This window comes from Streptomyces sp. NPDC056527 (assembly GCF_042794475.1).
Lineage (GTDB): Bacteria > Actinomycetota > Actinomycetes > Streptomycetales > Streptomycetaceae > Streptomyces.
Genome location: NZ_JBHTTQ010000059.1, coordinates 1 through 26445, shown reverse-complemented (window position 1 = coordinate 26445; position 26445 = coordinate 1). Strand labels below are relative to the sequence as shown.

Genomic DNA, 26445 nt, shown 5'->3' with positions numbered 1-26445 from the left:
CGAGGCGGCCCCGCTCGTGCGGTCAGACGTCTTCCGGGGCTGCGGTCCCTCCGGCGGTCTCGAACGCGCGCAGGATGCGTTCCGCGGCGAGCGTCGCCGTCAACTGGCCGTTTCTGACCTGCTGTTCGAGGGCGGGGGCCAGGGCGCGGACCGACGCGTCCGCGTGGAGGCGTCCCAGGAGGTCGTCGCGGACCATCGTCCACGTCCAGTCGACCTGCTGGTCGCGGCGGCGCGCGGCGAGGCTGCCGGTCGAGTCCAGCACGGTGCGGTGCTGTTCGAGGCGCTCCCAGACGGTGTCGAGGCCGGACGACTCACGAGCGCTGCAGTGCAGGACGGGAGGGGACCAGGCGGCGTCCCTGCTCTGCATCAGCCGCAGCGCCCCCGACAGCTCACGCGCGGCCGCGCGGGCGTCGCGTTCGTGGGGTCCGTCCGCCTTGTTGACGGCGACCACGTCCGCCAGCTCCAGGACGCCCTTCTTGATGCCCTGCAGCTGGTCACCCGTCCGTGCGAGCGTGAGCAGCAGGAAGGAGTCGACCATGTTGGCGACGGCGGTCTCGGACTGGCCGACGCCGACGGTCTCGACGAGGATCACGTCGTAGCCCGCCGCCTCCATCACCAGGATCGACTCACGCGTCGCCTTGGCCACCCCGCCCAGCGTTCCCGCCGTGGGGGACGGCCGGACGAAGGCCGCCGGATCCACGGCGAGACGCTCCATGCGGGTCTTGTCGCCCAGGATCGAGCCACCCGTCCGGCTCGACGAGGGGTCGACCGCGAGGACGGCGACCCGGTGGCCGAGGCCGGTCAGCATCGTGCCGAACGCGTCGATGAACGTCGACTTCCCGACCCCCGGCACACCGCTGATCCCGATCCGGCGTGCCTTCCCGCTGTGCGGCAGCAGCTCGGTCAGCAACCGCTGGGCCAGAGCCCGGTGTTGGGGGCGGGTGGACTCGACGAGCGTGATGGCGCGGGCCACGATCGCCCGCTTCCCGTCGAGTACACCCTTCACATACGCGTCGACGTCGATCACAGCTCGTGCCCGAGGCCGGCAGACAGCCGCCGCACCAGGTCGTGCGCCGCGTCCGGAATCACCGTCCCGGGCGGGAACACGGCCGCCGCTCCCATCTCGAGGAGGGTCGGGACGTCAGCCGGCGGGATGACACCGCCCACCACGATCATGATGTCCTCGCGGCCCTCCGCGGCCAGTTCCTGCCGCAGCGCCGGGACGAGGGTCAGGTGCCCCGCCGCCAGCGACGAGACGCCCACGATGTGCACGTCCGCCTCGACGGCCTGGCGCGCGACCTCGGCCGGCGTCTGGAACAGCGGGCCGACGTCCACGTCGAAGCCCAGGTCGGCGAAGGCGGTGGCGATCACCTTCTGGCCGCGGTCGTGGCCGTCCTGGCCCATCTTGGCGACCAGGATGCGGGGGCGGCGGCCCTCCTCCTCGGCGAAGGCGTTCACGAGGGTACGGGTGCGCTCCACGGACGGGGAGTCGCCGGCTTCGTTGCGGTACACGCCGGAGATCGTACGGATCTGGCTCGCGTGCCGCCCGTACACCTTCTCCAGGGCGTCGGAGATCTCGCCGACCGTCGCCTTCGCGCGGGCCGCGCGCACCGCGAGCTCCAGCAGGTTGCCCTCGCCGCCGGCGGCCCGCGTCAGCGCGGCCAGCGCGTCCTGGCAGGCGGTCTCGTCGCGCTCCTCCCGCAGCCGCCGCAGCTTGGCGATCTGCTGGGCGCGCACGGAGGAGTTGTCGACCTTGAGCACGTCGATCTGCTCGTCGGCGTCGACCCGGTACTTGTTCACGCCGATCACCGGCTGCCGCCCGGAGTCGATGCGGGCCTGGGTGCGGGCCGCGGCCTCCTCCACCCGCAGCTTGGGGATGCCGGCGTCGATGGCCTGCGCCATGCCGCCCGCCTTCTCGACCTCCTGGATGTGCTGCCAGGCCCGGCGAGCCAGGTCGTAGGTCAGCTTCTCCACGTAGGCGCTGCCGCCCCAAGGATCGATCGCCCGGGTCGTGCCCGACTCCTGCTGGATGAGCAGCTGGGTGTTGCGGGCGATCCGCGCCGAGAAGTCGGTGGGCAGGGCGAGCGCCTCGTCGAGGGCGTTGGTGTGCAGCGACTGGGTGTGGCCCTGGGTGGCCGCCATCGCCTCGACACACGTACGCGTCACGTTGTTGAAGACGTCCTGCGCCGTCAGCGACCAGCCGGAGGTCTGCGAATGGGTGCGCAGGGAGAGGGACTTGGCGTTCTGCGGGTCGAACTGCTTCACCAGCTTCGCCCACAGCAGCCGGGCCGCCCGCATCTTGGCGATCTCCATGAAGAAGTTCATGCCGATGGCCCAGAAGAAGGAGAGCCGGGGGGCGAACGCGTCCACGTCCAGGCCCGCTTCCCGCCCCGCCCGGATGTACTCCACCCCGTCGGCGAGCGTGTAGGCCAGCTCCAGGTCGGCCGTCGCACCCGCCTCCTGGATGTGGTACCCGGAGATGGAGATGGAGTTGTAGCGCGGCATCCGCTGCGAGGTGTAGGCGAAGATGTCGGAGATGATCCGCATCGACGGCTTCGGCGGATAGATGTAGGTGTTGCGGACCATGAACTCCTTGAGGATGTCGTTCTGAATGGTCCCGGCCAGCTTCTCGGGCGGTACGCCCTGCTCCTCGGCCGCCACGATGTACAGCGCGAGTACGGGAAGCACGGCGCCGTTCATCGTCATCGACACGGTCATCTTGTCCAGCGGGATGCCGTCGAAGAGCTGGCGCATGTCGTAGATCGAGTCGATGGCCACACCCGCCATGCCGACGTCGCCGGTCACGCGCGGGTGGTCGCTGTCGTAGCCGCGGTGGGTCGGCAGGTCGAAGGCGACCGACAGGCCCTTCTGGCCCGCCGCCAGGTTGCGCCGGTAGAACGCGTTGGACTCCTCGGCGGTGGAGAAGCCCGCGTACTGACGGATCGTCCAGGGCTGGTTGACGTACATCGTCGGGTACGGGCCGCGCAGATACGGGGCCGCTCCCGGATACGTCTGCAGGAAGTCCAGACCCTCCAGGTCCTGCCCGGTGTAGAGCGGCTTGACCGCGATGCCCTCCGGGGTCTCCCAGAGCAGGTCGTCACCGCCCGCGGCCTTCTTGACGGCCGTCCGCCACTCGTCGGCGCCGGTGTCGGCGGCCGGGGTCCCCAGCTCGATCGCGGAGAAATCGGGGATGGACATCAGGACACTCCCATGCGGTCGAGCGTGGCGGAGAGTACGGCGACGGCATCGCAGCCGGCGAAGACGAAGGCGTCGACACCGGCGTACTCGGCGGGCCGTCCGGCGAGGAACACATGCCCGGCGCCGCTCGCCCGGAGCTCCTGCGCGCGGGCCGCGGCCTGCTCCTCGTAGAGCGCGTCGCTGGAGCAGAGGCAGGCCTCGCTCGCGCCGCTCTCCTCGAAGGTGCCCTCCGTGACGGGCTCGATGCCGCCCGCCTGGAAGAAGTTGGCGGCGAACGTCGACCGTGCCGTGTGCGCCGCGGCCGGGCCGATGGTCGAGAGGAAGATCCGCGGCCGGGTGCCCGTCGCGGCGAGGTGGGCGTCGGAGCGGGCGCGCAGCTCCTCGTAGGCGTCGTCACGGCGCACGCGAGGCAGGCCGCCGGACGGCGGTTCGGGCGCGGGCCGGCGGACGACCGGGTTCTCGGTGAGGTTCGGGAACTCGCTGACGCCGGTGATGGGTTCGCGCCGCTTGGCGAGCTTCGCGCTGCGGGCCGACCAGGTCTCGGCGAGCCGCTCGCGGATCGTTCCGGACCGCAGGGCGGCGGCCTGGCCGCCGGCACGCTCGATGGTCCGGAAGAACTCCCATCCCGCCTGGGCGAGTTCGTCCGTGAGGCGCTCCACGTACCAGGAGCCGCCCGCCGGGTCGATCACCCGGGACAGGTGCGACTCCTCGATCAGGATCGTCGAGGTGTTGCGGGCGATGCGGCGGGCGAAAGCGTCGGGCAGTCCGAGCGCGTGGTCGAACGGCAGCACGGTCACCGAATCGGCCCCGCCCACGCCGGCGGCCAGGGTGGCGACGGTCGTGCGCAGCATGTTCACCCAGGGGTCGCGGCGCGTCATCATCACCGGCGAGGTCACCACGTGCTGGATCTGCGCGCCCGCGCCGCTCGCTCCGGACACCTCGGCGACCCGGGCCCACAGCCTGCGTGCCGCCCGCAGCTTGGCGATGGTGAGGAACTGGTCGGCGGTGGCCGCGTAACGGAACTCCAGCTGACCGCAGGCCTGCTCGACGCTCAGACCCGCGTCGGTGAGCTGCCGCAGGTACGCCACGCCCGTCGCCAGCGAGCAGCCCAGCTCCTGCGCGGCCGAACCGCCGGCCTCGTGGTACGGCAGCGCGTCCACGGTGAGCGCGCGCAGTCCCGGGTACTCCTCGGCACACCGCCGTGCGAGTCGGGCCGCGGGCGCGAACTCCGACGCCTGCCCCGTACGGGCTTCGAGGCCGAGCGGGTCGGCGCCCAGGTTGCCGCGCGCGGCCTCGTTGGCGACGCCACGCTCCGCGTACAGGCGCAGCAGCTCGTCGGCGGCGTTCTCGACCTCGTGGCCGGCGTCGAGGACGACGGGGGCGAGGTCGAGGTAGACGCCGTCGAGGACGGAGCCGAGCGAGTCCGTCGGGATGCCGCCCTCTCCGACGACCAGCCAGAGCGAGGTGACGCCGTTCTCCAGGTCCGCGAGCACCGTCGGGCCGTCCGTGGCCGTGTGGCGCTGGCGTACGTCCCAGCCGCCCTGGGTGTTGCCTTCGGGCCTGCTGCCCCGGACGAAGGGGGCGAAGCCGGGGAAACCGGGCTCGGGTGCGGTGTCGTCGGCCGCGTAGAGCGGGCGGACGCGAAGCCCGTCCTCCAGCGCGGTGGAGAGGGCGTCCTCGGCGGCCGTGCCTTCTACCTCCTTGCCCGACTTGCGCAGCACACCTGCCACGAGGTGCTGCCACTGCTCACGGGTCGCGTCGGAGAATTCGGCGGCGAGGGCAAGCCCGTCGTCGGGAAGGACTGTCATGCTCGGATGCTAGGTCAGGTGCCTAAAGGCCAGCAGGGCGCAAGGCTGTGACCTTGCCCTCCTTGAACCGCCGGGGCAATCCGTTCTATGCCGGATGTGCCCCGTCGGCGTGTGTGCGCGGGAGGGACCGGCACCGCGGAGCAGCGGGGGCGGGGCGTGGAGGGGCTCGTCGTCTACTCCGACGGCATCGACCTGGGCAACACGGGGGCGGCCACCCCGATCGGGACGGGCTGCCGCCTCTGTGAACGCCTCGACTGCCCCCAGCGGGCGGTCCCTCCCCTGGGCCGCCCGCTGGCGGTGGACGAGAACACCGGCACCTTCGTTCCGTGCGCGGTGGAGGACGGCCGACTGGTGTAGCCTCCCCCTCACCTATTCAACGAGTTGAGTATGCGAGGGTTCATGCACCCGTTCCGCAAGGCTGTCGAGGACCGTGACACGGCCGCCGTGGTCGCGCTGCTGGCCGACGACGTCGTCTTCACCAGTCCGGTCGTGTTCAAGCCGTACGTCGGCAAGGCGATCACCGCGGCGATCCTCCGCGGGGTGCTGCGTGTCTTCGAGGACTTCACCTACGTGCGCGAGATCGCCGATCCCGACGGGCGTGACCACGCCCTCGTCTTCACCGCGACCGTGAACGGCCGTCAGATCCAGGGCTGCGACTTCCTCCACTTCGACGAGGACGGCCGGATCGACGACTTCACCGTCATGGTCCGGCCGCTGTCCGGCGCCCAGGCGCTCGCCGAGGCGATGGGCGCACAGTTCGACCGGATCGTCCAGGAGGCGGCCGCCGGGGAGTGAGGCGGGCGATCCGGACCCCGGGACGGTCGTCCGGGTCAGCCCAGCTTCTTGAGGATCTCGGCCGCGAGCGGGGCGGAGGAGGACGGGTTCTGGCCGGTCACGAGGTTGCGGTCGACGACGATGTTCGGCACCCAGGGCTCGCCGACCTGGACGTCGACGCCCGCCTCGGCCAGACGGGTCTCCAGCAGCCACTTGGCCTTGTCGGCGAAGCCGGACTGGGTCTCCTCGTCGTTGGTGAAGGCGGCGACCCGGTAGCCGGCGAAGGCGTTCGTGCCGTCGTCCTCGGTGGCGGCGAGGAGCGCCGCCGGACCGTGGCAGACGACGGCGAGCGGCTTGCCCGAGTCGAGGGCGTCGATCAGGATCCGGCCGGAGGTCCGGTCGACGGCGAGGTCCTCCATCGGGCCGTGGCCGCCGGGGTAGAAGACGGCCGCGTAGTCGTCGAGGTTCACGTCCTCCAGGGAGATCGGACGCCGGAGTTCGGTGAAGGAGTCGAGGACGGCGGCGACCCTGTCCGCGCCCTCCTGGCCGCCGTTGAACTCGGGGGCGAAACTGCTCTGGTCCACCGTGGGGACGACCCCGCCGGGAGTGGCGACGACGACCTCGTGACCGGCTGCCTTGAACGCCTCGTACGGCGCGGCGGCCTCCTCGGCCCAGAAGCCGGTCGGGTGCTTGGTGCCGTCGGCGAGCGTCCAGTGGTCGGCGCCGGTGATCACGAAAAGAATCTTCGACATGGTGAGTCACTCCGAGGGGGCGGGGCCTGAGGCCCGTGGATGGGCACCGCCGCGGGGAGACGTTCCGTGAGCGCTGACGCTCCGGGTCCGGATCGTCCGTGCGGCGATGTCCTCGACGCTAAGCCCGCCGCCGACGGGTTTCCAATGGGGAATCCAATGGTCGGCATTGGAACTCCGATGGATCCGAGGGAATACCCTCACCGCGCCCTCGGTACGGCTCTGACCTGCGGCGATGCTCAGGAGCTCGGCGTGAGGCTGCCCCGGAAGGTCCGCCGGTAGGCGAGTGGGGAGACCCCGATGGCTGCATGCAGATGCTGACGCAGCGAGGTCCCCGTCGCGAAGCCGACCTGGCCCGCGATGTCGTCCACCGCCAGGTCGGTGGACTCCAGGAGCTGCCGCGCGTGGTCCACGCGCTGCTGGATCAGCCAGCGGCCCGGACTCATGCCCACCTCCTCGTTGAAGCGGCGGGCGAAGGTGCGCAGGCTCATCCGGGCGTGATCGGCCAGCTCCCTCAACGTCAGCGGTTCGTGGAGGTTCTCCAGGGCCCACTGGCGCGTCGCCCACGTCCCGCTCGAGTCCCGCCCCGGTACGGGCTGCACGATGTACTGGGCCTGGCCGCCGTCCCGCCACGGCGGCACGACACAGGCCCGCGCCACCTGGTTGGCGACGGCGGTGCCGTGGTCCTTGCGTACGAGATGCAGGCAGACGTCCACCCCGGAAGCGGCGCCGGCGGAGGTCAGCAGATCGCCGTCGTCGACGAAGAGGACGTCCGGGTCCAGGTCCACCTGGGGGAACCACGAACGGAACGCGTTCGCGAGCGCCCAGTGCGTGGTGGCCGGCCGGCCGTCGAGGAGCCCCGCCGCCGCGAGCACGAAAGCCCCCGTGCAGATGGACACGATCCGCGCGCCCGGCGCGATGGCGGCGAGCGCGTCCGCGACCTCCGCCCGGAGGGCCCTGGTGATCTGGGCGGTGTCGAAGGGCGGGAGGACGACCGTGTCCGCCGTCCGCAGGGCCTCGGCGCCGTGCTCCACGGTGACGGAGAAGTCGGAGTTCGTACGCACCGGGCCGCCGTCGACGGAGCAGGTCAGGACCTCGTACAGGTCGCCCGCCGCCCCGAAGACACGGCTCGGGATGCCGAGCTCGAAGGGGTACACCCCGTCCAGGGCGAGGACGACGACGCGATGAGGCGCTGTCCCGGCGGCTCCCGTGGCACTTTCGCTTCCCATGGCACGATCCTGTCGAAAGATGGCAATCATGCCATGGTACGCCGGGGCGCCGGCCGGGAACCTGGAGACATGACGAACAACGCCACCATGCGCGCCATCAGCCAGGACACCCACGGCACCCCCGACGTGCTCAAGGAGGTCCAGATCCCCCGACCCGCCCCCGGCCCCAGCCAGATCCTGGTCGCCGTCCGTGCGGCCGGTGTCAACCCGACCGACTGGAAGCACCGCTCCCAGGTGCTGTTCCTCGACCGGATGCCGCTCGTTCTCGGCTGGGACGTCTCCGGCGTCGTCGAGGCCGTCGGCTACGGCGTGACGCTCTTCAAGCCCGGCGACGAGGTCTTCGGCATGTTGCCCTACCCCTACGGGGTCGGCTCCCACGCCGAGTACGTGACCGCCCCCGCCCGTGCCTTCGCCCACAAGCCCGCCGGCATCGACCACGTGCAGGCCGGAGCCCTCCCGCTCGCCGCGCTCACCGCCTACCAGGCCCTCGTCGACACCGCCGCCGTCGCCCCCGGGCAGCGGGTCCTCGTCCACGCGGCCGCCGGCGGTGTCGGCCACCTCGCCGTCCAGATCGCCAAGGCCCGCGGCGCGTACGTGATCGGCACCGCGAGCGCGCCCAAGCACGACTTCGTGCGCTCCCTCGGTGCGGACGAGGTCATCGACTACCGCACCACCGACTTCCGGGACGTCGCCCACGACATCGACGTGGTGCTCGACCCGATGTCGGGGGAGACCCGCGCCCGTTCCCTGGAGGTCCTGCGTCCCGGCGGCGTCCTCGTCTCGCTCCTGCCGCCCACCGACCCCGACGAGGCGCAGAAGGCGCAGGCGCGGGGCGTCCGCGTGGAGACCCTCCTCGTCGAGGCGGACCACGCCGGCATGAGCGCCGTCGCCGACCTCGTGACGGCGGGCAGCCTGCGGGCCCATGTGGAGGCCACGTTCCCCCTCGCGGAGGCCGCGAAGGCCCACGCCCTCGGCGAGACCGACCGCACCACCGGCAAGATCGTCCTGGTGGTCGGCGAGTCCGAAGGGGCGCGGGCCTGAGGAAGCTCGCTGGCGGGCCTTTCGGCGGAGCTCCCGGACGAGCTGCCGGACGAGCTCCCGGACGAGCTAGACGAGGTCCTGACGGAGCGGGCTCGTGGTGCCCGTCAGGCGCTCCGGGGTGAGGAGCTCCGCGATGCGCTCGGCGGGCAGGAGGCCCTTCTCCAGGGTGAGTTCGGCGACGCCGCGACCCGTGAGGAGGGCCTCCTTCGCGATCGCGGTGGCCGCCGTGTAGCCGATGTACGGGTTGAGGGCCGTGGCCAGGCCGATGGAGTTCTCCACCGCGGCGCGCAGCTCCTCGGTGTTGGCCGTGATGCCCGCGACGCAACGCTCGGCGAGGGTGAGGCAGGCGGCCCGCAGCGAGGTGATGCTCTTCGCCAGGGAGTGCAGGATCACCGGCTCGAAGGCGTTCAGCTGGAGCTGGCCGCCCTCCGCCGCCATCGTGATCGTGATGTCGTTGCCGATCACCTCGAACGCGACCTGGTTGACCACCTCGGGGATCACCGGGTTGACCTTGCCGGGCATGATGCTCGAACCGGCCTGTACGGCGGGGAGGTTGATCTCGTTCAGACCGGCTCGCGGACCCGAGGACAGCAGACGCAGGTCGTTGCAGGTCTTGGAGAGCTTGACCGCGAGCCGCTTGAGGACACCGGAGAGCTGGACGAACGCGCCGCAGTCCTGCGTCGCTTCCACGAGGTTGGCGGAGGTCACCAGCGGCATCCCGGTGATCTCGGACAGATGGCGGCGGGCCGTCTCGGCGTAGTCGGCGGGGGCGTTGAGACCCGTACCGATCGCCGTGGCGCCGAGGTTGATCTCGTGGATCAGCTCCACCGCCTCGGCCAGGCGGTTGCGGTCCTCGTCCAGCATCACGGCGTACGTGGAGAACTCCTGGCCCAGCGTCATGGGCACCGCGTCCTGGAGCTGGGTGCGCCCCATCTTCAGGACGTCGCGGAACTCCACGGCCTTCGCCGCGAACGCGTCCTGGAGGACGGCCGTCGCCTGGAGCAGCCCGCGGACCGCCGTGATCGCCGCGATCCGGACGGCGGTCGGGTAGACGTCGTTCGTGGACTGGCTGAGGTTGACGTCCTCGTTCGGGTGCAGGTGCCGGTAGTCGCCCTTGGCGTGGCCGAGGAGTTCGAGGGCCCGGTTGGCGACGACCTCGTTGGCGTTCATGTTCGTCGAGGTTCCGGCGCCGCCCTGGATGACGTCGACGACGAACTGGTCGTGCAGCTTCCCGGAACGGATCTCCTGGCAGGCGGCGACGATGGCGGCCGCCTTCTCCGGGGCGAGCAGGCCCAGTTCCTCGTTGGTCAGCGCTGCGGCCTCCTTGACGGCGGCCAGCGCGTCGATCAGCTGCGGGTAGACGGAGATCGGCGTTCCCGTGATGGGGAAGTTCTCCATGGCGCGCAGGGAGTGGATGCCCCAGTAGGCGTCGGCGGGCACCTCCCGCTCTCCGAGGAGGTCGTGCTCACGGCGGGAGACAGTCTTCATCGAGGTCAGTGCCTTAAGGGGAGGGGAGGGTTCCGAGGGTGAGGCGTGGGGAGGGCACGACGAGGTGCCCGGGCGGGTGGACCCGCCGGGAGGAGGGAGGAGGGCCGGCGTCCGTCGCGGGAGGGGAAGGGGACGGACGCCGGCGCGTGGTCAGGAGCCGCCGGAGAAGCGGGAGCCCGCCGCCGTCAGAGCGGGTTCGGCGCGGGTGGGGCCGTTCAGGAGGCCGTGCAGCAGTGCGGGGCGACGGTCCGGGGCGACATCGGCCATGAGGGTCGCGAGGACCGCCATCCGGGCCTGGCCCGCGCGCAGCGTTCCGGCCGGCACCGCGCCCGCGGCCACCAGGTCCACGGCTCCGCCGCCGGTGTAGATCTCCGCGACCGGACCCGCGGGGACCCGGGTGCTGAGCGCGACGAGGGCGCCCTGGGCCACCACGTCCGCGACGGCCTCGGCTATCTCGGGGGTGGCGTTGCCCGCGCCGGTGCCGACCAGCACGACGCCCTGGGCGCCGGCCGCGACGGACGTCTTCAGGAACAGCGGGTCGCCGTCGCTGTGGTGCATCACCAGGTCGACCCGGGGCGGGGTGCCCCCGGCCGCGGGGAGGGGGAGCGGCGTGGGCCGGTCCGGGCTGCGGCGGATGTCCACGCTGCCGAACCCGACCTTCCCGAGACCCTGCTCGGAGGGGTCGGCGAACGCGTCGGCCGCGAGCGTCTGCGTCTTCACCGTGCCGCGCGCCGCGTGGACCCGGCCGTCGAAGACGACCAGGACGCCCAGGTCGCGTACCGAAGCGGCGACCTGCAGGGCGTCGTAGACATTGCCCGGGCCGTCGCCGTCCCCCGTACCGAGCGGGCGCTGCGCGCCGGTGAAGACGACCGGTCGCGGGTCGGAGTGGTGGAGGTCCAGGAAGAACGCGGACTCCTCCAGGGTGTCCGTGCCGTGGGTGACCACGACGCCGTCCACGCCGGGGTCGGCCAGGGCCGCGTGGACCGCGCGCAGCAGCGTGAGCTGGCGGGCGCTGGTCATCCGGGAGCTGTTGACGTTGAAGAGGTCCACGACCTCGACCGCCACGCCCTCGGGCAGGGCGGAGGTGGCCAGGACGTCGTCACCGGACGCGTCGGCGGCGTACCCGGTGCCCTGCCAGCGGCTGGCGATGGTGCCGCCGGTGCTGATGAGGGTGATCCGGCGGGGCCGGTCGTCGCGTGTCCACTGCATGTCTGTCTGTCCCGGAGGTCGAAGGTCGTCGCACTCGCAACGATAGGTGAGCTTGTGTCGAATGTGATTGCGGATTCGGGCCCGGAATCATGAATTCCGGTGTGCATAATTGCGTCATGGACCGCATTGATCGCAGTATCTTGCGTGAGCTTCAGGAGGATGGTCGGCTGACCAATCTGGAGCTCGCCCAGCGCGTCGGCCTCAGCGCCTCCGCCTGCCTGCGGCGGGTGCGGCAGCTGGAGGAGGACGGGGTGATCCAGGGCTACCGCGCGGTCATCGATCCGGCTGCGGTCGGGCGGGGCTTCGAGGTGCTCGTCTCCATCGAGGTCCGGCGCGACCGGGAGACCGTCGAGGCCTTCGAGGAGGCGCTGCGGGACATCCCCGACGTCATCGAGGCGCACCGCCTCTTCGGCAGCCCCGGCTGCCTGCTCCGGATCGCGGTCGCCGACCTCGCCGCGTACGAACGCCTCTGGATCGAACGGCTGACCTCGCTGACCGGGGTCACCGAGGTCAACTCGCAGATCATCATGAAGCGGATCAAGGAGCCGCGCGGGCTGCCCGTCGAGCGGTGAGGGGCGCGAACCAGGTCGAGTCGGGTCCACCCGTGCCCTGTCGCTGTCGTTGTCGGCCCGCTCCTCGGCTCGGCCCCGCCGGCTCCCGTCATGTCGACTTGTAGAGAGTCACATCGAGTCGGCTCGTGTCGCTGTTGGGCCGAACGAGTGAGGGGCGGGAGGATGGGCGCATGAGTAGGTACGAGAGGTACGACGTCACCGACGAGCAGTGGGAGGGCCTTGCGCAGGTCGTCCCCCTGCGCGGCCGTGACGAATGGCCGTCCAGAGTCGACCACCGCGCGATGCACGACCCGTACGAGGACGCCGAGCAGCGGCGCATGGTCGTCCTGCGGGTACAGGTCTTCGCCGATGCCCGCGAGGTCGCCGAGTACCTCGTCGCCCAGATCCCGGTGCTGCTGGACCTGACGGGTGCCGACACCGAAGTGGCCAAGCGCATCCTGGACTTCAGCAGCGGTGTCGTCTTCGGACTCGGCAGCTCCATGCACCGGGTCGACCGCAACGTCTTCCTGCTGACCCCGGCCGGCACCGAGGTCGAGGGCGCGCCGGAGTCGGAGGACGACGGCATGGGGGTCTCCGTCCCCCGATCGTAGGAAGGTCATCTCGGCGTAACGGTTCGTCATACATCGGTCTGCGTACGGTCCGATCATGCACTCCACCGGCGGCCCTACGCCCGATTCCGACGCTTCCGCCATCTCCACCCTTGTTCCCGCTCCCGCACGGGAGGCCGCGCACCGCACCGCGCATGACGCCGGGTGCCACGCCGCGTACGACGTCGTGCGTGACTCCCCGCGCGACTCCGCGGGTGACGTGCCGCGGCATCGCGTCGGCGGCTCCGCGCGGCGGCCCGCCCGCCCCGCCGTCACCGAACTGCGTCTCTCAGCCTTCGCCTCCCATCGCGCGGCCGTCCACCCCATGGGGCCCGTGACGCTCTTCGCCGGGGCGAGCGGGAGCGGGAAGTCCAGTGCCCTGCGGGCGTACGAGGCGCTGGCGCGACTGGGCGCGGGCGACGATCTTGCCACCGTGTTTCCCGACGCGGCCGACTGTGTTCCCGAACGTGCCAGGCCCGACGCCCAGGGAAGGCGGGGATTCCGGATCGGGTGCACCGTCGACGGCCCGGTCGGCCCCGTCCACCTGGACGTCGCCGTACAGGCCGAACCCCGGCTCCGGATCGTCGGCGAACGGCTCACCTGCCGCGGCCGTACGTTGCTCGCCACCGCCCTCCGCGACCCGGGCCGCGACGCCGTCCAGGCCGAGTGGCACACCGCGGGGGCCACCCCCGTCACGCGGGCGCCGTTCCCCGACGACCTGCTCGGCACGGCCCTTCTGCCGCTGAGGGTGGCCGGAAAGACGAAGGGCCAGTTGGAGGTCCTGGCCGCGGCGGAACAGGTGGTGGTGGCGCTGCGCTCGGTCTTCGTCTGCGACCCCCGGCCCGACCGGATGCGCGCACCCGTGCCGACGGGGGAGGGGCGGCTGCGGCGTGGATGCGACAACCTCGCGGAGGTGCTGCACCGCACCCGCACCGACTGCCCGCGCCGGCACGCCCGGCTGGCCTCGGTGGCGGGCGCGGGCTGCGCGGGGCCGGTGACGGGACTCGGTGTCGAGGAAATGCCGGACGGGAGGGTACGGGCGGTACTGGAGCGCGGGGTGCCCACTCCGTTGGGGCGGCTCGGCGACGGGGAACTCCGCTATCTCGCGCTCGCGCTCGTGCTGCTCACCGGACCGGGTGTGCTCGCCATGGACCAGCTCGCCGAAGTCCCGGACGCCATGCGGACGTTGACCGTGCTCGCGGACGGGTTCGACCGGGGGCTCGATCACCGCCAGATCCGGGAGTTGTTGGGCCTCGCCACCACCATCTGTACCGGTGGACACATCAGGCTCGTGGCGACCGTCGGGGAGACGGTCGCCGCCCGCGCTCGGGAGACGCCAGGGGTGTCGGTCGTGGAGTTGGAGCGGTGAGGCGAGGCGCCCCCGAAGGCGACGATCGACCGGAACGGGGCGCGCCGCCGCGGGGGTTGCCCTCGGGACGGCTCACGGGTGCCGCCGAGAGCGATGATCGTCACTCTTCGGAGTGATCGGGATTTCCCCGTCGAGCTTCCTGTCCACAGATTTCCGAATTCCTCTGGCGTTGGGGCTCAGGCAGCCTCACTCTGGGTAGTGGAGTGAGTGGGCAGTAAGTCGTACGAACGGGGGCGGCGTCGATGGAAGCGGAGCGACTGATCGCGACGGGGCGGAACGCGCTGGCGCGGAGCAGGGAAGCGTTGGACATCGTGGCGGAGGCGTGGCAGGCACAGGCCCTCGCCCAGGCGATGGGGAGTCATCTCGCGCTCGGCGGACCGCTGGAGTTGCGGGGCGAGGCGCGGGGGTTGAGCGAGATAGGGGGCGGGCGGGCACTGGTCGACCATCCCGCGCTGCGTACGGGCGGCCTGAGAGCCACTCAGCTGACCGAGGTGGGGGACACACGCGTGGCGCTGACGGCGCTCAGCGCGCTTCTGGGAGAGGTGGGAATCGCTCTCGTCGGGGTGGCCTGTGTCACCGACGAGGAGGGGCTCTACTGGCAGTGCATCGAGGCGATCGACGCGGCCGACGAGTCGAACGACCGGGTGCGGGGGATGCTGCGCCGGCTCGCGGTACGGGAGCGGGACCGGCCGCCCGATGTCGCCCGTGAGCGCGCGGGCCCGGCGGGGCCGTCATGTACGGGAACCGCGGGGACGCCCGCCGTGGAAACGGGCGGTGGGCGGCCGGAGACGCTCAGCCCGTGAGGGACTCGCCCTTGGCGGGGGGCTCGTGACGGTCCGCCGAGGACTGGAGGTCGGCGTCGAGCTGCGACAGATCGGCGGTGAGCGCCGCCATCAGCTCCTCCATCTGCTGCAGCAGGCCCTTCGGTGCGCCGGGGCCCTTCTGCTCGGGCACGGAATGCTGGACCGGCTGGTCGGGCATCGCCTTTTCAGGCGCGGCTTCCTGGGACATGGCGGCCTCCTCGGCCCAGGCCCGCCCCGTGAGGGAGGGCCACACGTGAGAACGACGCACCGGCAGCGGCCGCCGGCGCGCGGGCCGGGCGGTCCGGCTCCGCCCGAGCCAACGACGCGCGCCGGGCCCCGGTCACTGGCCCAATGGGACGCGCCCCGCCGGAGGGCGGGTATTCACCCGACCGGGCAGGTGAGGACGGGATGCTGACGGGCGCGTTGACGGTGCGGGGATACGGACGCCCTGCGCCGGGGGTACGAGCGGGGCCCGCGTACGCGCGGTGTGCGGGGGTCGGGGCTGGGACATGGGGGTGCCTGCGCGGCTCTCGCGTGCGGGCGTAATCCGGGCTTAAGGACGGTGAGGCAGGATCGGCGGGGTTTGCAGGTGATCCGGACGCGAGGAGTGCAGGCATGACGGGGCTGATGGTCGACAGCGAGGTGTGGATCAGGCGCTTTCACGCCTCGGCCCCCGGTGGAGCGGAGCGGATACCGCTCGTGTGCTTTCCCCATGCGGGAGGCTCGGCCAGCTACTTCCACGGGCTCTCGCGGCTGCTGAGCCCGACCGTCGAGGTGCTGGCCGTCCAGTACCCGGGGCGTCAGGACCGGCGGGCGGAGGCACCGGTGGACGACGTCCGGGAGCTCGCGGCGGGGGTGGTGGCCGCGCTGGAGCCGTGGGCGGACCGTCGGCCGGCGTACTTCGGCCACAGCATGGGGGCGATCGTCGCCTTCGAGGCGGCGCGGCTCCGTGAGCCGGCGGTGCTGTTCGCCTCCGGACGGCGGGCGCCGTCGACACATCGGTCGGAGGCGTTCCATCTGCTCGACGACGACGCGCTGATCGCCGAGACGGAGCGGCTCAGCGGGGTCTCCGCCGCGCTGCTCGACGACCCGGAGATGCGCGAGCTGGTCCTGCCGCCGCTGCGCGCGGACTACCGGGCGATCGAGACCTACCGCCCGGGTCCGGACGCGGTCGTTCCGACGCCCGTGGAAGTCCTCCTCGGTGATCGCGACCCTCGCGTGACGGAGGAGGAGGCGCGGGCCTGGCAGACCCACACCACGGGGGAGTTCGCCTGCACCGTCTTTCCCGGAGGCGGGCACTTCTACCTGGCGGACCGGGCCGATGAGCTCGCCGCACTGATCACCCGCAGGCTGGCACGCCTGCCCCGCTGACCGAGTGCCCCGACCGTGCGGGCCCGTGTGCAATCGGCCATGGCCGGTCACGCTCCCGTCCGGTCGGGCACCCGCTGACCGAAGCCCGCCGAGCGCCCGCTCGGAGAACGCGCGGTGGCCGAGGCGGGCCCGTCCGTGACCCGGCGGCGGCGTGGTGGGCCTGGGCCCACCAGCCCACCCGCCCGTCAGTCCGGGACCTGTCGGCGTCGCCGGAGCCAGGGCGGACCCGTCTGTGAGCCGTCAGCGGTGTGGTGGCCTGGGCCCGCAGGCCCCGCGGCCTGTCAGCGGGCGCGGTGGCCAAGGCCCGCCGGCCCGGGGGCCCCTCAGCGCCCCGGTGGCCAAGGCCCGTCAGCCCGCCCGCGGCCCGTCAGCGCTCCGGTAGCCAAGGCCCGCCCGCCCCGCGGTCCGTCAGGGGCGTGGGGGCCACAGGCCGTCGATGAGGATCGTCAGGACCTGGTCGGCTTCTTCCGGTGCGTGTTCCCGGGTCCATGCCGCCGCTGCGATCAGGGCGAAGAGTTCGGAGGCCGTGGTGTCGTCGCGTACCTCGCCCGCTCGCTGCGCGCGCTCCAGCAGCTGCTGGCCGGACGACTGCATCGACGTGCAGGCGTTGTTCAGCTCGGACGTCTCGTCCTTCAGGCTGTCCATCAGCATCGTCACGAGACCGCGGTACGTCGTGGCGTGCGCGACCGCTGCCCGCACCCACGTCGCCAGCGCCGCTCCGGCCGGCTCCGTGGTCAGCAACTCGCGTGCGGTGCTGCCGAGTTCGGAGATGCTGTCGCGGAGCATCGTCTCGAGCAGGCTCTCCCGGGTGGGGAAGTGGCGGTAGAGCGTCGCGTTGCCCAGCCCCGCCTGCTTGGCGATGTCGTCGAGTGACGTGTGGATACCGTGCTCGTCGAAGGCCTTCTTGGCCTCGGACAGGAGTCGCTCGTAATTGCGGCGGGCGTCTGCGCGCATCGGGCTGTCTTCTCCTTGCCGTGCTGGGAACGGTGCCGCTCCCGTCGGCGACGGCAGCGGCACCAAACCGGGGTATGACCCCGTATTCTATCCTGCCTCCCCGCCGGACCGCTCCCCGCCGATCTCCGCCGCCAGCAGCCGGGCCAGCTCGGCCGGGGTCGGATGGTCGAAGGCGACCGCCGCGGCCAGTTCGAGCCCCGTCGCGTCGCTCAGCAGGTTCCGCAGCTCCAGCCCGGTGAACGAGGTGAACCCGGCCTCCAGGAACGTGGCGTCCGGGGCGATCTCCGCCGCCGACTCGTGCCCGAGCACCGAGGCCGCCGATACGCGTACCAGCTCCAGCAGCTCCGCCTCCCGCTCCCGGGGGCCGAGCTCGGCGAGGTGCCGGCGCAGGACGGGGTGTCCGAGGGCATCGACGACATCAGAGCCGCCGTCCCGCGCCGGAATCGAGGGTGCGGCCGCGTCGTCGGCGGGCCGCAGGGCCGGTCCGTCCAGCCAGTACGCGCGCCGCTGGAACGCGTACGGGGGGAGGGGTACGCGACGCCCGGTACCGGAAGCGTCGCCCCAGCTCACCGGGCGGCCGTGCGCCCAGGCCAGGCCGAGCGCCGCAAGGAGCGTCCGCAGCTCGGGGCGATCGCCCCGCAGCGCCGGGACGAGGACCGGAGGCTCCTCCCGCAGGCTCTGACCGGCGAGCGCCGCCAGCACTCCGTCCGGGCCGAGTTCGACGTGCACCCGCACCCCCTGGTCCTCCAGGTGACGGATGCCCGGGTGGAAGCGCACGGCCTCGCGGATGTGCCGCACCCAGTAGCCGGGGGAGCAGAGCTCGTCGGCGGTCGCGGGCAGGCCGGTCAGATTGGAGATCAGCGGGATCACCGGCGGCTTGAAGGACAGCTGGGAGACGGCCTGCCGGAACGCGTCGAGGATGCCGTCCATATGGGGCGAGTGGAAGGCGTGGCTGACCCGCAGCCGCTTCGTCTTGCGGCCCTGGCCGCGCCAGTGCGCGGTGGCCTCGGCGGCCGCGTCGGCGTCGCCGGAGACGACCACGGACCGGGGCCCGTTCACGGCGGCGACCGTCAGCCGGCCCGCGTACCCCTCGGCCAGGAAGGCGTCGACCTCCTCCTCCGACGCCTGCAGCGACACCATGGCGCCGTCGCCCCGCGCCGACTCCATCAGCCGGCCGCGGACGGCGACGAGCGCGACACCGTCCTCCAGGGTGAGCACCCCGGCCGCGTGCGCGGCGGCCAGTTCGCCCACGGAGTGCCCGATCACGAAGTCCGGTACGAGACCGTGGTGTTCCATGGTCCGGAACAGCGCCGTCTCCAGCGCGAAGAGGGCGGCCTGCGCGTACCGCGTCCGGTCCAGGAGCGCGGCGCGCTCGGTCCGCGGCGCCGCGAACACGACCTCCCGCAAGGGGTGTTCCAGATGCTCGTCGAAGAGCCCGCACACCTCGTCGAAGGCGGCGGCGAACACCGGATGCGCTCCGTGCAGCTCCCGGCCCATGCCGACCCGCTGGCTGCCCTGGCCGGTGAACAGGAACGCGGTGCGCGCCCGGCGGTCGGTCCGGCCCCGCACGACACCGGCGGACCTGGCCCCGGCCGCGAGGTCCGTGAGACCGCGCAGCAGCGTCTCGCGGTCCTCGCCCAGGACGACCGCCCGGTCCTCCAGCGCCGGGCGGGCGGCGAGCGCGTCCGCCACCTCGGCGGGCGTGAGGGAGGGGTGGTCCGTCAGGTGCTCCAGGAGCCTGCGCGCCTGCGCGGCCGGCGCCTCGGCGCCACGACCGGAGAGCGGCCAGGCGGTCACCGGGAGCGGGGCCGCCTCGGCAGCCTCGGGCTCCGCGCCGCCCTCCGGGACCTCCGGCTCCGGGGCTTCGGGCGCCTCCTCGAGGATCAGATGCGCGTTGGTGCCGCTGATCCCGAAGGAGGAGACGGCGGCCCGGCGCGGCCGGCCTTCCTCGGCCGGCCAGGGGCGGGGCCGGGACAACAGACGTACCGTCCCGCTCTCCCAGTCCACGTGCGGCGTCGGCTCGTCCGCGTGCAGGGTGCGCGGCAGCACCCCGTGGCGCAGCGCCATCACCATCTTGATGACGCCGCCGACCCCGGCCGCCGCCTGGGTGTGACCGATGTTCGACTTGAGCGCGCCCAGCCACAGCGGCCGGTCCGCGGACCGCTCCTCGCCGTAGGCGTTGACGAGCGCCTGCGCCTCGATCGGGTCGCCGAGCGTGGTGCCGGTGCCGTGGGCCTCGACGGCGTCGACGTCGGCGGGGGAGAGCCGGGCGTTGTCCAGCGCCTGGCGGATCACAGCCTCCTGCGCCGGGCCGTTGGGCGCGGTCAGCCCGTTGCTCGCGCCGTCCTGGTTGGTGGCGCTGCCCCGGATGACGGCGAGGACGTCATGGCCGTTGCGGCGGGCGTCGGAGAGCCGCTCCAGGACGATCAGCGCCGCACCCTCGCCGAAGCCGGTGCCGTCGGCGGAGGCGGCGAAGGACTTGCACCGGCCGTCGGGGGAGAGCCCCCGCTGCCGGCTGAACTCGGTGAACAGACCCGGGGTCGACAGCACCGTCGCCCCACCGGCCAGCGCGAGCGTGCACTCGCCCTGGCGCAGTGCCTGGACGGCGAGATGGATGGCGACCAGGGAGGAGGAGCAGGCGGTGTCGACGGTGACGGCCGGTCCCTCGAACCCGAAGGTGTACGCGATCCGGCCGGTGGCGACCGAGGGAGCGGTGCCGTTGCCGATGAAGCCCTCGACCTCCGCGGGGATGCGCGGCAGCCGCGCCGCGTAGTCGCTGTACATCAGACCGGCGAACACCGCCGTCCGGCTGCCCCGCAGCTCCCGCGGATCGAGCCCCGCCTGTTCGAGCGCCTCCCAGGTGGTCTCCAGGAGGAGCCGGTGCTGCGGGTCGGTGGCCAGCGCCTCGCGCGGGCTGAGCCCGAAGAAGCCGGCGTCGAACTCGGTGGCGTCGGGCAGGAACGCGCCGCTGCGCGTGTACGAGGTGCCGGAGCGGTCCGGATCGGCGTCGTACAGCGCGTCGAGGTCCCAGCCGCGGTCCTCGGGGAAGCCGCCGATGACATCGGTGCCGGAGTCCACGACCCGCCACAGGTCCTCGGGGCCCCGGACACCGCCGGGGTAGCGGCAGCCGATCCCGACGACGGCGATCGGCTCCCGCGCCGCCGACTCGACCTCGGCGAGCCGCTGCCGGGTCTCGTGCAGATCGGCGGTGATCCACTTGAGGTACTCGACGAGCCGCTCCTCCTGGGAGGCCGCGGCGCCCGCGGTGCCCGTCCCGGGGGTGTCGTCGGCGTCCGGCGCGCGCTCGGCGCTTCCGGTGCCGTGGGTGCTCTCGGTGCTGCTTGCCGGCGTCGTCACTTCGACCGGGCCTTCCTGCCGAATTCGCTGTCGATGAGGTCGAGAAGATCGGTGGCCGAGGCCGACTTGATACGGGCGGCCACGTCCGGCGCCGGAACGGCCGAGGACGTGGGCGCTGCCTCGAGTCCGCGCAGCAGCTCCCGCAGTCGCCTGCCGACCTCCGTCCGGGTGTCGGTGTCGTCGTCCGGGGTGCCGGCCAGCGCCCGCTCCAGGGCGTCGAGTCCGGCGAGCGGATCGGACACGGACCCGGCGCCCCCGCCCGCCGCCCCGGCAGGGGCCTGTTCGGCGGCGGCCGCCTGTGCACGAGTGCGCAGCAGAGCGGCCAGCGCCGCGGGCGAGGGGTGGTCGAAGACCACGGTCGCGGGCAGCTTCAGCCCGGTGGCGGCGGTCAGGCGGTTACGGAACTCCACCGCGGTCAAGGAGTCGAAACCGAGCTCCTTGAACGACTGCTCGTCGTCGATGAGGGCCGGGTCGCTGTGGCCGAGGACCACCGCGGCCGCCTCCCGGACCAGGTCGAGCACCAGTCGCTCGCGCTCCGACTCCGGCACCGAGACCAGCCGTTCGGCCAGGGACTTGGACGCCGACGCGGTCGTCGCCCGGCGTGCCGGGGCCTTCACCAGGGCGGAGAAGAGCGGCGGAAGGAGCCCGGCCCCTGCCCGGAGCCGCAGCTCGGCGCGGTCCAGGCGCGCCGCGACCACGGCGGCCGGTCCGCCCGCCAGTGCGAGGTCGAGGAGGGCGAGCCCGTCCTCGGCCGTCAGCGGGACGACACCGTCGCGGCCGAGCCGGTCGCGTTCCCGGTCGCCGAGGTGGCCGGTCAGCGCACTGCCGTCCTCCCACAGGCCCCAGGCCAGGGAGAGCGCGGGCAGCCCGAGAGCGCGGCGGTGCGCGGCCAGTCCGTCCAGCAGGGCGTTGGCGGCGGCGTAGTTGCCCTGTCCCGCGTTGCCCACGACACCCGCGAGGGACGAGAAGAGGACGAAGCCGGCGAGCGGCAGATCACGGGTGAGCTCATGGAGATGGAGCGCGGCGTCGGCCTTGGGGGCGAGCACCGTGTCGAGCCGCTCCGGGGTCAGCGACTGGATCACCCCGTCGTCCAGGGCTCCGGCCGCATGCACCACCGCCGTCAGCGGACGGCCGACGGGCACGGTGGCCAGCAGCGCGGCGAGCGAGGAACGTTCGCCCGCGTCGCACGCCTCGATCCGGACCTCCGCGCCCAGCGCGGTGAGTTCGGCGGCGAGTTCCCCGGCGCCCGGGGCGGCGGGGCCGCGCCGGCTGGTCAGCAGCAGGTGCCGTACGCCGTGCTCGGTGACGAGCCGACGGGCGAGCAGACCGCCCAGTGTGCCGGTCGCGCCGGTGACCAGGACGGTCCCCTCCGGATCCCAGGCGTGCCGGGCCTCTCCGGTGGGCGGCGCGACGCGCGGGGCGGCGGTGAGCCGGGGTGCGTACAACACGCCTTCCCGCAGGGCGAGTTCGCCCTCGTCGGCCGCCACGGCCGAGGTGAGGGCGGCCAGTGAGGCGACCGAGCCGTCGTGGTCGACCAGGACGATCCGGTCCGGGTTCTCGGTCCGAGCCGTGCGCAGGAGTCCCCAGACGGCGGCGGCCACCGGGTCGAGGTCGTCCCCGTCCCGTACGGCGACCGCGTCGCGTACCGCCACCAAGAGCCTCCCGGCAGCCAGACGTTCGTCGTCCAGCCAGTCGCGCAGCAGCGCGAGCAGCGGGGCCAGCGCGGCCCGGACGTCAGCTCCGGTCGGCACGGTGCCGTGCGGCACCCCGTCCCGCGACCTGCCGTACGCCCCCGGGAACGAGGCGACGACCGTGTCCGGCAGCCGTACCGTGCCGTTCGCGACGGCCGCGCCGAGCTCGGCGGGACCGGCGAACACGGTGGCCCCCAGGACCCCCGCGAGCTCGTCCGTGTCCTCCCCGAGCACCGCCCACGCGCCCTCCGACGAGGCGGGGGCCTGCGCCGGGACGGCGACCGGACCGGTCCACTCGACCGCGTACAGGGGCAGCTCTCCCGCGCCCCGCGACCGCAGCGCGGCCAGCTCCGCCGCCGGCAACGGCCGCAGCGCCAGGGCCTCGCAGTCGGCGACGGGCGCGCCGTCCTGGTCGGTGACCCGCAGGGCGACCGAGGTCTCCCCGGTCCTGGTCAGCCGCACCCGCAGCGCCGTGGCACCGGTGGCGTGCAGGGTCACCCCGCTGAAGGAGAACGGCAGCAGGATCTCGTCCGCCGCCCCGGCTCCGCCGGCCGGCGCGAGCGCCAGCGGGTGCAGAGCCGCGTCGAACAGCGCGGGGTGCAGAGCATGGCCCGAGGCGTCGGTGCCTTCGGGGAGGCCGACCTCGGCGTAGAGGTCGTCGCCGTCGCGCCAGAGGGCGGTGAGGCCCTGGAAGAGCGGGCCGTAGGCGTAGCCGCGGGCGGCGAGTTCGTCGTACGCGCTGCCCAGGTCGACGGGCTCGCCGGACGGCGGCCAGGCGAGCTGCCCGGCGGGCGACCCGGCCGGCGCGAGGGCGCCGGTGGCATGCCGGATCCAGCCGGGTTCGTCTCCGGTGCGGGAGTGGATCGCGAGCGGCCTGCGGCCCCCCTCGTCCGGAGCGCCGACGGTCACCTGGAGGGCCACCGTGCCCTGTTCGGCGAGCGTCAGCGGCGCTTCGAGGGTGAGGTCGTCGACCGCGCCCGCGCCCGTCCGGTCCGCCGCGTGCAGCGCCAGGTCGAGGAAGCCGGTGCCCGGGAGCAGCGCCGTGCCCTCCACCGCGTGCTCGGCCAGCCAGGGGTGGGTACGGAGCGAGATCCTGCCCGTGAACACCACCTGGTCGCCCTCGGCGAGCGGGACGCTCGCACCGAGCAGCGGGTGCCCGGCCGCGTCCAGGCCGAGTCCGTCCGCGTCGACGGCCGTCCCGGACCCCTCCAGCCAGTAACGCTGCCCCTGGAAGGGGTACGTGGGCAGTCCGGCCGGGTCCGCCGGTCGCCGCGCCGGACGCCACGCGCCGGGCGAGGTGCCCGCCACATGCGCCTCGGCGAGCGAGGTGGCGAAGCGCCCCGGGCCGCCCTGGTCGCGGCGGAGCGAGCCCAGCGCGACCGCCGGGGTCCCGGCGTCCTCGATCGTGTCCTGGATCGCGGTGACGAGCACGGGGTGCGGGCTCACCTCGACGAACGTGGTGTGCCCGTCGGCGAGCAGCCGGCGCACGGTCTCCTCGAAGAGCACCGGCTCACGCAGATTGCGCAGCCAGTAGGCGCCGGTGAGCTCCGTGCCCGCGAGCGGGGCATGTGTGACGGTCGAGTAGAACGGCACGTCCGCCGTGCCGGGGACGACCCCGGCGAGCAGTTCCCGCAGCTCCTCCTCCAGCGCGTCGACGTGCGGGGAGTGCGAGGCGTAGTCGACGGGGATCGTCCTGGCCCGGACGTTCTCGCCCGTGAGCAGCTCCTTGAGCGTCTCCAGGGCGTCGGCGGCGCCCGAGACGACCGTCGCGGCCGGGCCGTTGACCGCGGCGATGTACGTGTCGTCGAGCAGCCGCTCCCGCACCGCGTCGGCGGGCAGCTGGACGGACAACATGCCGCCGGTGCCGGCGAGGCGGGTGATGGCCCTGCTGCGCAGCGCGGCGACCCGGGCGGCGTCGGCGAGGGTGAGTGCGCCGGAGAGGTAGGCGGCGGCGATCTCACCCTGCGAGTGCCCGATCACGGCGGCGGGTTCGACGCCGTGGTGGCGCCAGAGCCGGGCGAGCGAGACCATCATCGCGAACAGCGCGGGCTGCACCACGTCGACGCGGTCGAGCTCGGCGGCCTGCGGATCGCCGGCCAGCACGGCCGTCAGATCCCAGTCGGTGTGCGGGGCGAGCGCCTCGGCGCACTCCCGTACGTACGCGGCGAACTCCTTGCTCTCCGCCATCAGTTCACGGCCCATCGCGAGCCACTGGCTGCCCTGGCCGGGGAAGACGAACACGGCGCGGCCGGGTTCGTGGCCCACGGTGGAGCCGATGACCAGACCGGGGACCTCCTTGCCTTCGGCCAGCGCGTCGAGCCCGGCCAGCAGGTCCTCGCGGTCCCCGGCGGCGACGACGGCACGGTGCTCGAAGCGGGTACGGGCCGCGAGCGCGTCCGCGATCCGCTCGGCGGGGACGTCGGGGTGCCCGGTGGCGTAGGCGCGGAGCCGCCGCGCCTGGTCCTTCAGGGCCTCCGCGGTCTTCGCCGACAACAGCCAGGGAAGCGCGGGAAGCTCCTCGTTCGCCGGCGTGGCGGTGAGATCGGCGTCGGCCTGCTCGATGATGACGTGCGCGTTGGTGCCGCTGATGCCGAAGGAGGAGACGCCGGCCCGGCGCGGCTCGTCACCGGCCGTGTCCCATGCGCGGTCCTCGGTGAGCAGCCGTACGGTGCCGTCGGACCAGTCGACGTGCTCGGTGGGCCGGTCGACGTGGAGCGTCTTCGGCAGCCTGCGGTTGCGCATGGCCATCACCATCTTGATGACACCGCCGACGCCCGCGGCCGCCATCGTGTGGCCGACGTTGGACTTCAACGAGCCGAGCCAGAGCGGGTGTTCGGCGTCGCGCTCGCCGCCGTAGGTGTTGATCAGTGCCTGCGCCTCGATCGGGTCGCCGAGCCGGGTGCCGGTGCCGTGCGCCTCGACGGCGTCCACCTGCGCGGCGGTGAGCCGGGCGTTGGCGAGCGCCTGGCGGATCACACGCTCCTGCGAGGGTCCGTTGGGCGCGGAGAGGCCGTTGCTCGCGCCGTCCTGGTTGGTGGCCGTGCCCCGCACCAGGGCGAGGACGGGATGCCCGTTGCGCCGGGCGTCGGAGAGCCGCTCCAGGAGCAGCAGGCCGGCCCCCTCACCCCAGCCGGTGCCGTCCGCGGCGTCCGAGAAGGCCTTGGAGAGCCCGTCGGGGGAGAGCGCCCGCTGGCGGCTGAACTCGATGAAGCTCGTGGGACCCGCCAGGACGGTCGCGCCGCCGGCCAGCGCCAGCGAGCACTCGCCCTGCCGCAGCGACTGCGCCGCCAGGTGCAGCGCCACCAGCGACGACGAGCACGCCGTGTCCACCGAGACGGCCGGGCCCTCCAGACCGAAGGAGTAGGCGATACGGCCCGAGGCGACGCTGGCGGTGGTGCCCGTCGCCAGGTACCCCTCGACGGCCTCGGGGGCCTGTCCGAGCCGGGTGACGTAGTCGCCGGCGACCACACCGGCGAACACGCCCGTGTCGCTGCCGCGCAGCGTCGTCGGGTCGATCCCGGCCCGCTCCACGGCCTCCCAGGCCGTTTCCAGCAGCAGTCGCTGCTGCGGGTCCATGGCCGTCGCCTCGCGCGGGTTGATCCCGAAGAACGCCGCGTCGAAGCGGTCGGCCCCGGTGAGGAACGCGCCGCGCCGGGTGTACGAGGTCCCGGAACGCGTCGGATCGGGGTCGTAGAGGCCCTCGGTGTCCCAGCCCCGGTCCTCGGGGAAGTCGGTCACCGCGTCCGTGCCGGCGGCCACCAGCCGCCACAGGTCCTCGGGCGAGGCGACCCCGCCCGCGTAGCGGCAGGCCATGCCGACGATGGCGATCGGATCGTCGTCGCCGGGCGCCACCGGTCCGGCCGCCGGCCGCACACCGGCGGGGGCGGGGGCGGAGGCGGTCTCGCCGAGCAGCCCGGTCCGCAGATGGGCGGCGAGCGCCGCCGGGGTCGGGTGGTCGAAGACCAGCGACGACGGCAGACGCAGTCCGGTCGCGGAGTTGAGCCGGTTGCGCAGCTCGACCGCGGTCAGGGAGTCGAAGCCGACGTCCTTGAACGCCTTTTCCGGGGCGAGGGAGTCGGCGGCGCCGTGGCCGAGGACGGCGGCGGCCTCGGTCCGTACCAGTGCCAGCAACTGCCGGTCGCGTTCCGCCTCGTCGAGGGCGGCCAGCCGCTCCGTCAGCGAAGCGGCGCCCGCCGAGGCCGCCCGCCCGCCCGCGGCCGCGCGCCGGGTCCGCGGCCGGACCAG

18 protein-coding genes and 1 pseudogene are annotated in these 26445 nt (G+C 73.2%); 8 read left to right on the top strand and 11 right to left on the bottom strand.

Annotation, left to right across the window (positions count from 1 at the left end; all coding sequences use genetic code 11):
* Positions 1-22 precede the first annotated feature (22 nt).
* From meaB to ACFQ7Q_RS24880, 3 genes are read right to left on the bottom strand one after another with little or no spacing between them, the layout of a single operon-like run.
* Positions 23-1027 carry a methylmalonyl Co-A mutase-associated GTPase MeaB gene (gene meaB / locus ACFQ7Q_RS24890; RefSeq protein WP_383558858.1) on the bottom strand — a complete coding sequence of 335 codons (1005 nt, stop codon included), beginning with the start codon at positions 1025-1027 and terminating at the stop codon, positions 23-25.
* A complete protein-coding gene (scpA, locus tag ACFQ7Q_RS24885; RefSeq protein WP_383558856.1) occupies positions 1024-3198 on the bottom strand; it encodes a methylmalonyl-CoA mutase in 2175 nt (724 codons plus the stop codon). The genes meaB and scpA overlap by 4 nt, the downstream gene beginning before the upstream one ends.
* Positions 3198-5006, bottom strand: a complete 1809-nt coding sequence (locus ACFQ7Q_RS24880) for a methylmalonyl-CoA mutase family protein (RefSeq protein ID WP_383558855.1) — start codon at positions 5004-5006, stop codon at positions 3198-3200. The genes scpA and ACFQ7Q_RS24880 overlap by 1 nt, the downstream gene beginning before the upstream one ends.
* A 78-nt stretch (positions 5007-5084) precedes the next feature.
* Between ACFQ7Q_RS24880 and ACFQ7Q_RS24875 the strand changes: the two are divergent.
* Together ACFQ7Q_RS24875 and ACFQ7Q_RS24870 are read left to right on the top strand one after the other, a co-directional pair.
* Positions 5085-5363 (top strand): annotated as a pseudogene (locus tag ACFQ7Q_RS24875) (short-chain fatty acyl-CoA regulator family protein); the annotation flags it as partial.
* A gap of 42 nt (positions 5364-5405) precedes the next feature.
* Complete coding sequence (locus ACFQ7Q_RS24870) at positions 5406-5801, top strand: nuclear transport factor 2 family protein (protein ID WP_383558853.1); 396 nt, start codon at positions 5406-5408, stop codon at positions 5799-5801.
* A 35-nt stretch (positions 5802-5836) separates the two neighbouring features.
* Here the strand turns inward: ACFQ7Q_RS24870 and ACFQ7Q_RS24865 are convergent, their stop codons facing one another.
* Entirely contained in the window at positions 5837-6532 is a 696-nt protein-coding gene (locus ACFQ7Q_RS24865; protein WP_383558852.1) for a type 1 glutamine amidotransferase domain-containing protein, read from the bottom strand.
* A gap of 236 nt (positions 6533-6768) precedes the next feature.
* Complete coding sequence (locus ACFQ7Q_RS24860) at positions 6769-7758, bottom strand: GlxA family transcriptional regulator (protein WP_383558850.1); 990 nt, start codon at positions 7756-7758, stop codon at positions 6769-6771.
* Between the two features lie 69 nt (positions 7759-7827).
* On the opposite strand from ACFQ7Q_RS24860, the gene ACFQ7Q_RS24855 reads away from it, so the two are divergent.
* Positions 7828-8799 carry an NADP-dependent oxidoreductase gene (locus ACFQ7Q_RS24855; protein ID WP_383558848.1) on the top strand — a complete coding sequence of 324 codons (972 nt, stop codon included), beginning with the start codon at positions 7828-7830 and terminating at the stop codon, positions 8797-8799.
* A gap of 66 nt (positions 8800-8865) precedes the next feature.
* On the opposite strand, the gene aspA is transcribed toward ACFQ7Q_RS24855, so the two are convergent.
* Together aspA and ACFQ7Q_RS24845 are read right to left on the bottom strand one after the other, a co-directional pair.
* Positions 8866-10287, bottom strand: a complete 1422-nt coding sequence (gene aspA / locus ACFQ7Q_RS24850; RefSeq protein WP_383558847.1) for an aspartate ammonia-lyase — start codon at positions 10285-10287, stop codon at positions 8866-8868.
* Between the two features lie 150 nt (positions 10288-10437).
* Entirely contained in the window at positions 10438-11496 is a 1059-nt protein-coding gene (locus ACFQ7Q_RS24845) for an asparaginase (protein WP_383558845.1), read from the bottom strand.
* Positions 11497-11612: 116 nt separating this feature from the next.
* Between ACFQ7Q_RS24845 and ACFQ7Q_RS24840 the strand changes: the two genes are divergently transcribed.
* The 4 genes from ACFQ7Q_RS24840 to ACFQ7Q_RS24825 all read left to right on the top strand — a co-directional run bounded on the left by ACFQ7Q_RS24840 (position 11613) and on the right by ACFQ7Q_RS24825 (position 14827).
* Entirely contained in the window at positions 11613-12068 is a 456-nt protein-coding gene (locus ACFQ7Q_RS24840; RefSeq protein WP_329114786.1) for an Lrp/AsnC family transcriptional regulator, read from the top strand.
* A gap of 170 nt (positions 12069-12238) precedes the next feature.
* Positions 12239-12658, top strand: a complete 420-nt coding sequence (locus ACFQ7Q_RS24835; RefSeq protein WP_383558844.1) for a cell division protein SepF — start codon at positions 12239-12241, stop codon at positions 12656-12658.
* Positions 12659-12713: 55 nt separating this feature from the next.
* Positions 12714-14024: an AAA family ATPase gene (locus ACFQ7Q_RS24830; protein WP_383558843.1), complete on the top strand. Its 1311-nt coding sequence runs from the start codon at positions 12714-12716 to the stop codon at positions 14022-14024.
* 242 nt (positions 14025-14266) lie between these two features.
* Positions 14267-14827: a DUF6099 family protein gene (locus ACFQ7Q_RS24825; RefSeq protein ID WP_383558842.1), complete on the top strand. Its 561-nt coding sequence runs from the start codon at positions 14267-14269 to the stop codon at positions 14825-14827.
* On the opposite strand, the gene ACFQ7Q_RS24820 is transcribed toward ACFQ7Q_RS24825, so the two are convergent.
* The gene (locus ACFQ7Q_RS24820) at positions 14817-15035 is read right to left on the bottom strand and encodes a hypothetical protein (protein ID WP_383558840.1); all 219 of its coding nucleotides are present in this window, start codon (positions 15033-15035) and stop codon (positions 14817-14819) included. The two genes, ACFQ7Q_RS24825 and ACFQ7Q_RS24820, sit on opposite strands and share 11 nt — an antisense overlap.
* Before the next feature lie 407 nt (positions 15036-15442).
* On the opposite strand from ACFQ7Q_RS24820, the gene ACFQ7Q_RS24815 reads away from it, so the two are divergent.
* Positions 15443-16198 carry a thioesterase II family protein gene (locus ACFQ7Q_RS24815; protein WP_383558838.1) on the top strand — a complete coding sequence of 252 codons (756 nt, stop codon included), beginning with the start codon at positions 15443-15445 and terminating at the stop codon, positions 16196-16198.
* Between the two features lie 408 nt (positions 16199-16606).
* On the opposite strand, the gene ACFQ7Q_RS24810 is transcribed toward ACFQ7Q_RS24815, so the two are convergent.
* The 3 genes from ACFQ7Q_RS24810 to ACFQ7Q_RS24800 form a co-directional block, all read right to left on the bottom strand.
* A complete protein-coding gene (locus ACFQ7Q_RS24810; protein WP_383558836.1) occupies positions 16607-17152 on the bottom strand; it encodes a TetR/AcrR family transcriptional regulator in 546 nt (181 codons plus the stop codon).
* A gap of 87 nt (positions 17153-17239) precedes the next feature.
* The gene (locus tag ACFQ7Q_RS24805) at positions 17240-20509 is read right to left on the bottom strand and encodes a type I polyketide synthase (RefSeq protein WP_383558835.1); all 3270 of its coding nucleotides are present in this window, start codon (positions 20507-20509) and stop codon (positions 17240-17242) included.
* On the bottom strand, positions 20506-26445 hold a 5940-nt coding region (locus tag ACFQ7Q_RS24800), incomplete at its 5' end, for an SDR family NAD(P)-dependent oxidoreductase (RefSeq protein WP_383558833.1). The genes ACFQ7Q_RS24805 and ACFQ7Q_RS24800, both read right to left, overlap by 4 nt.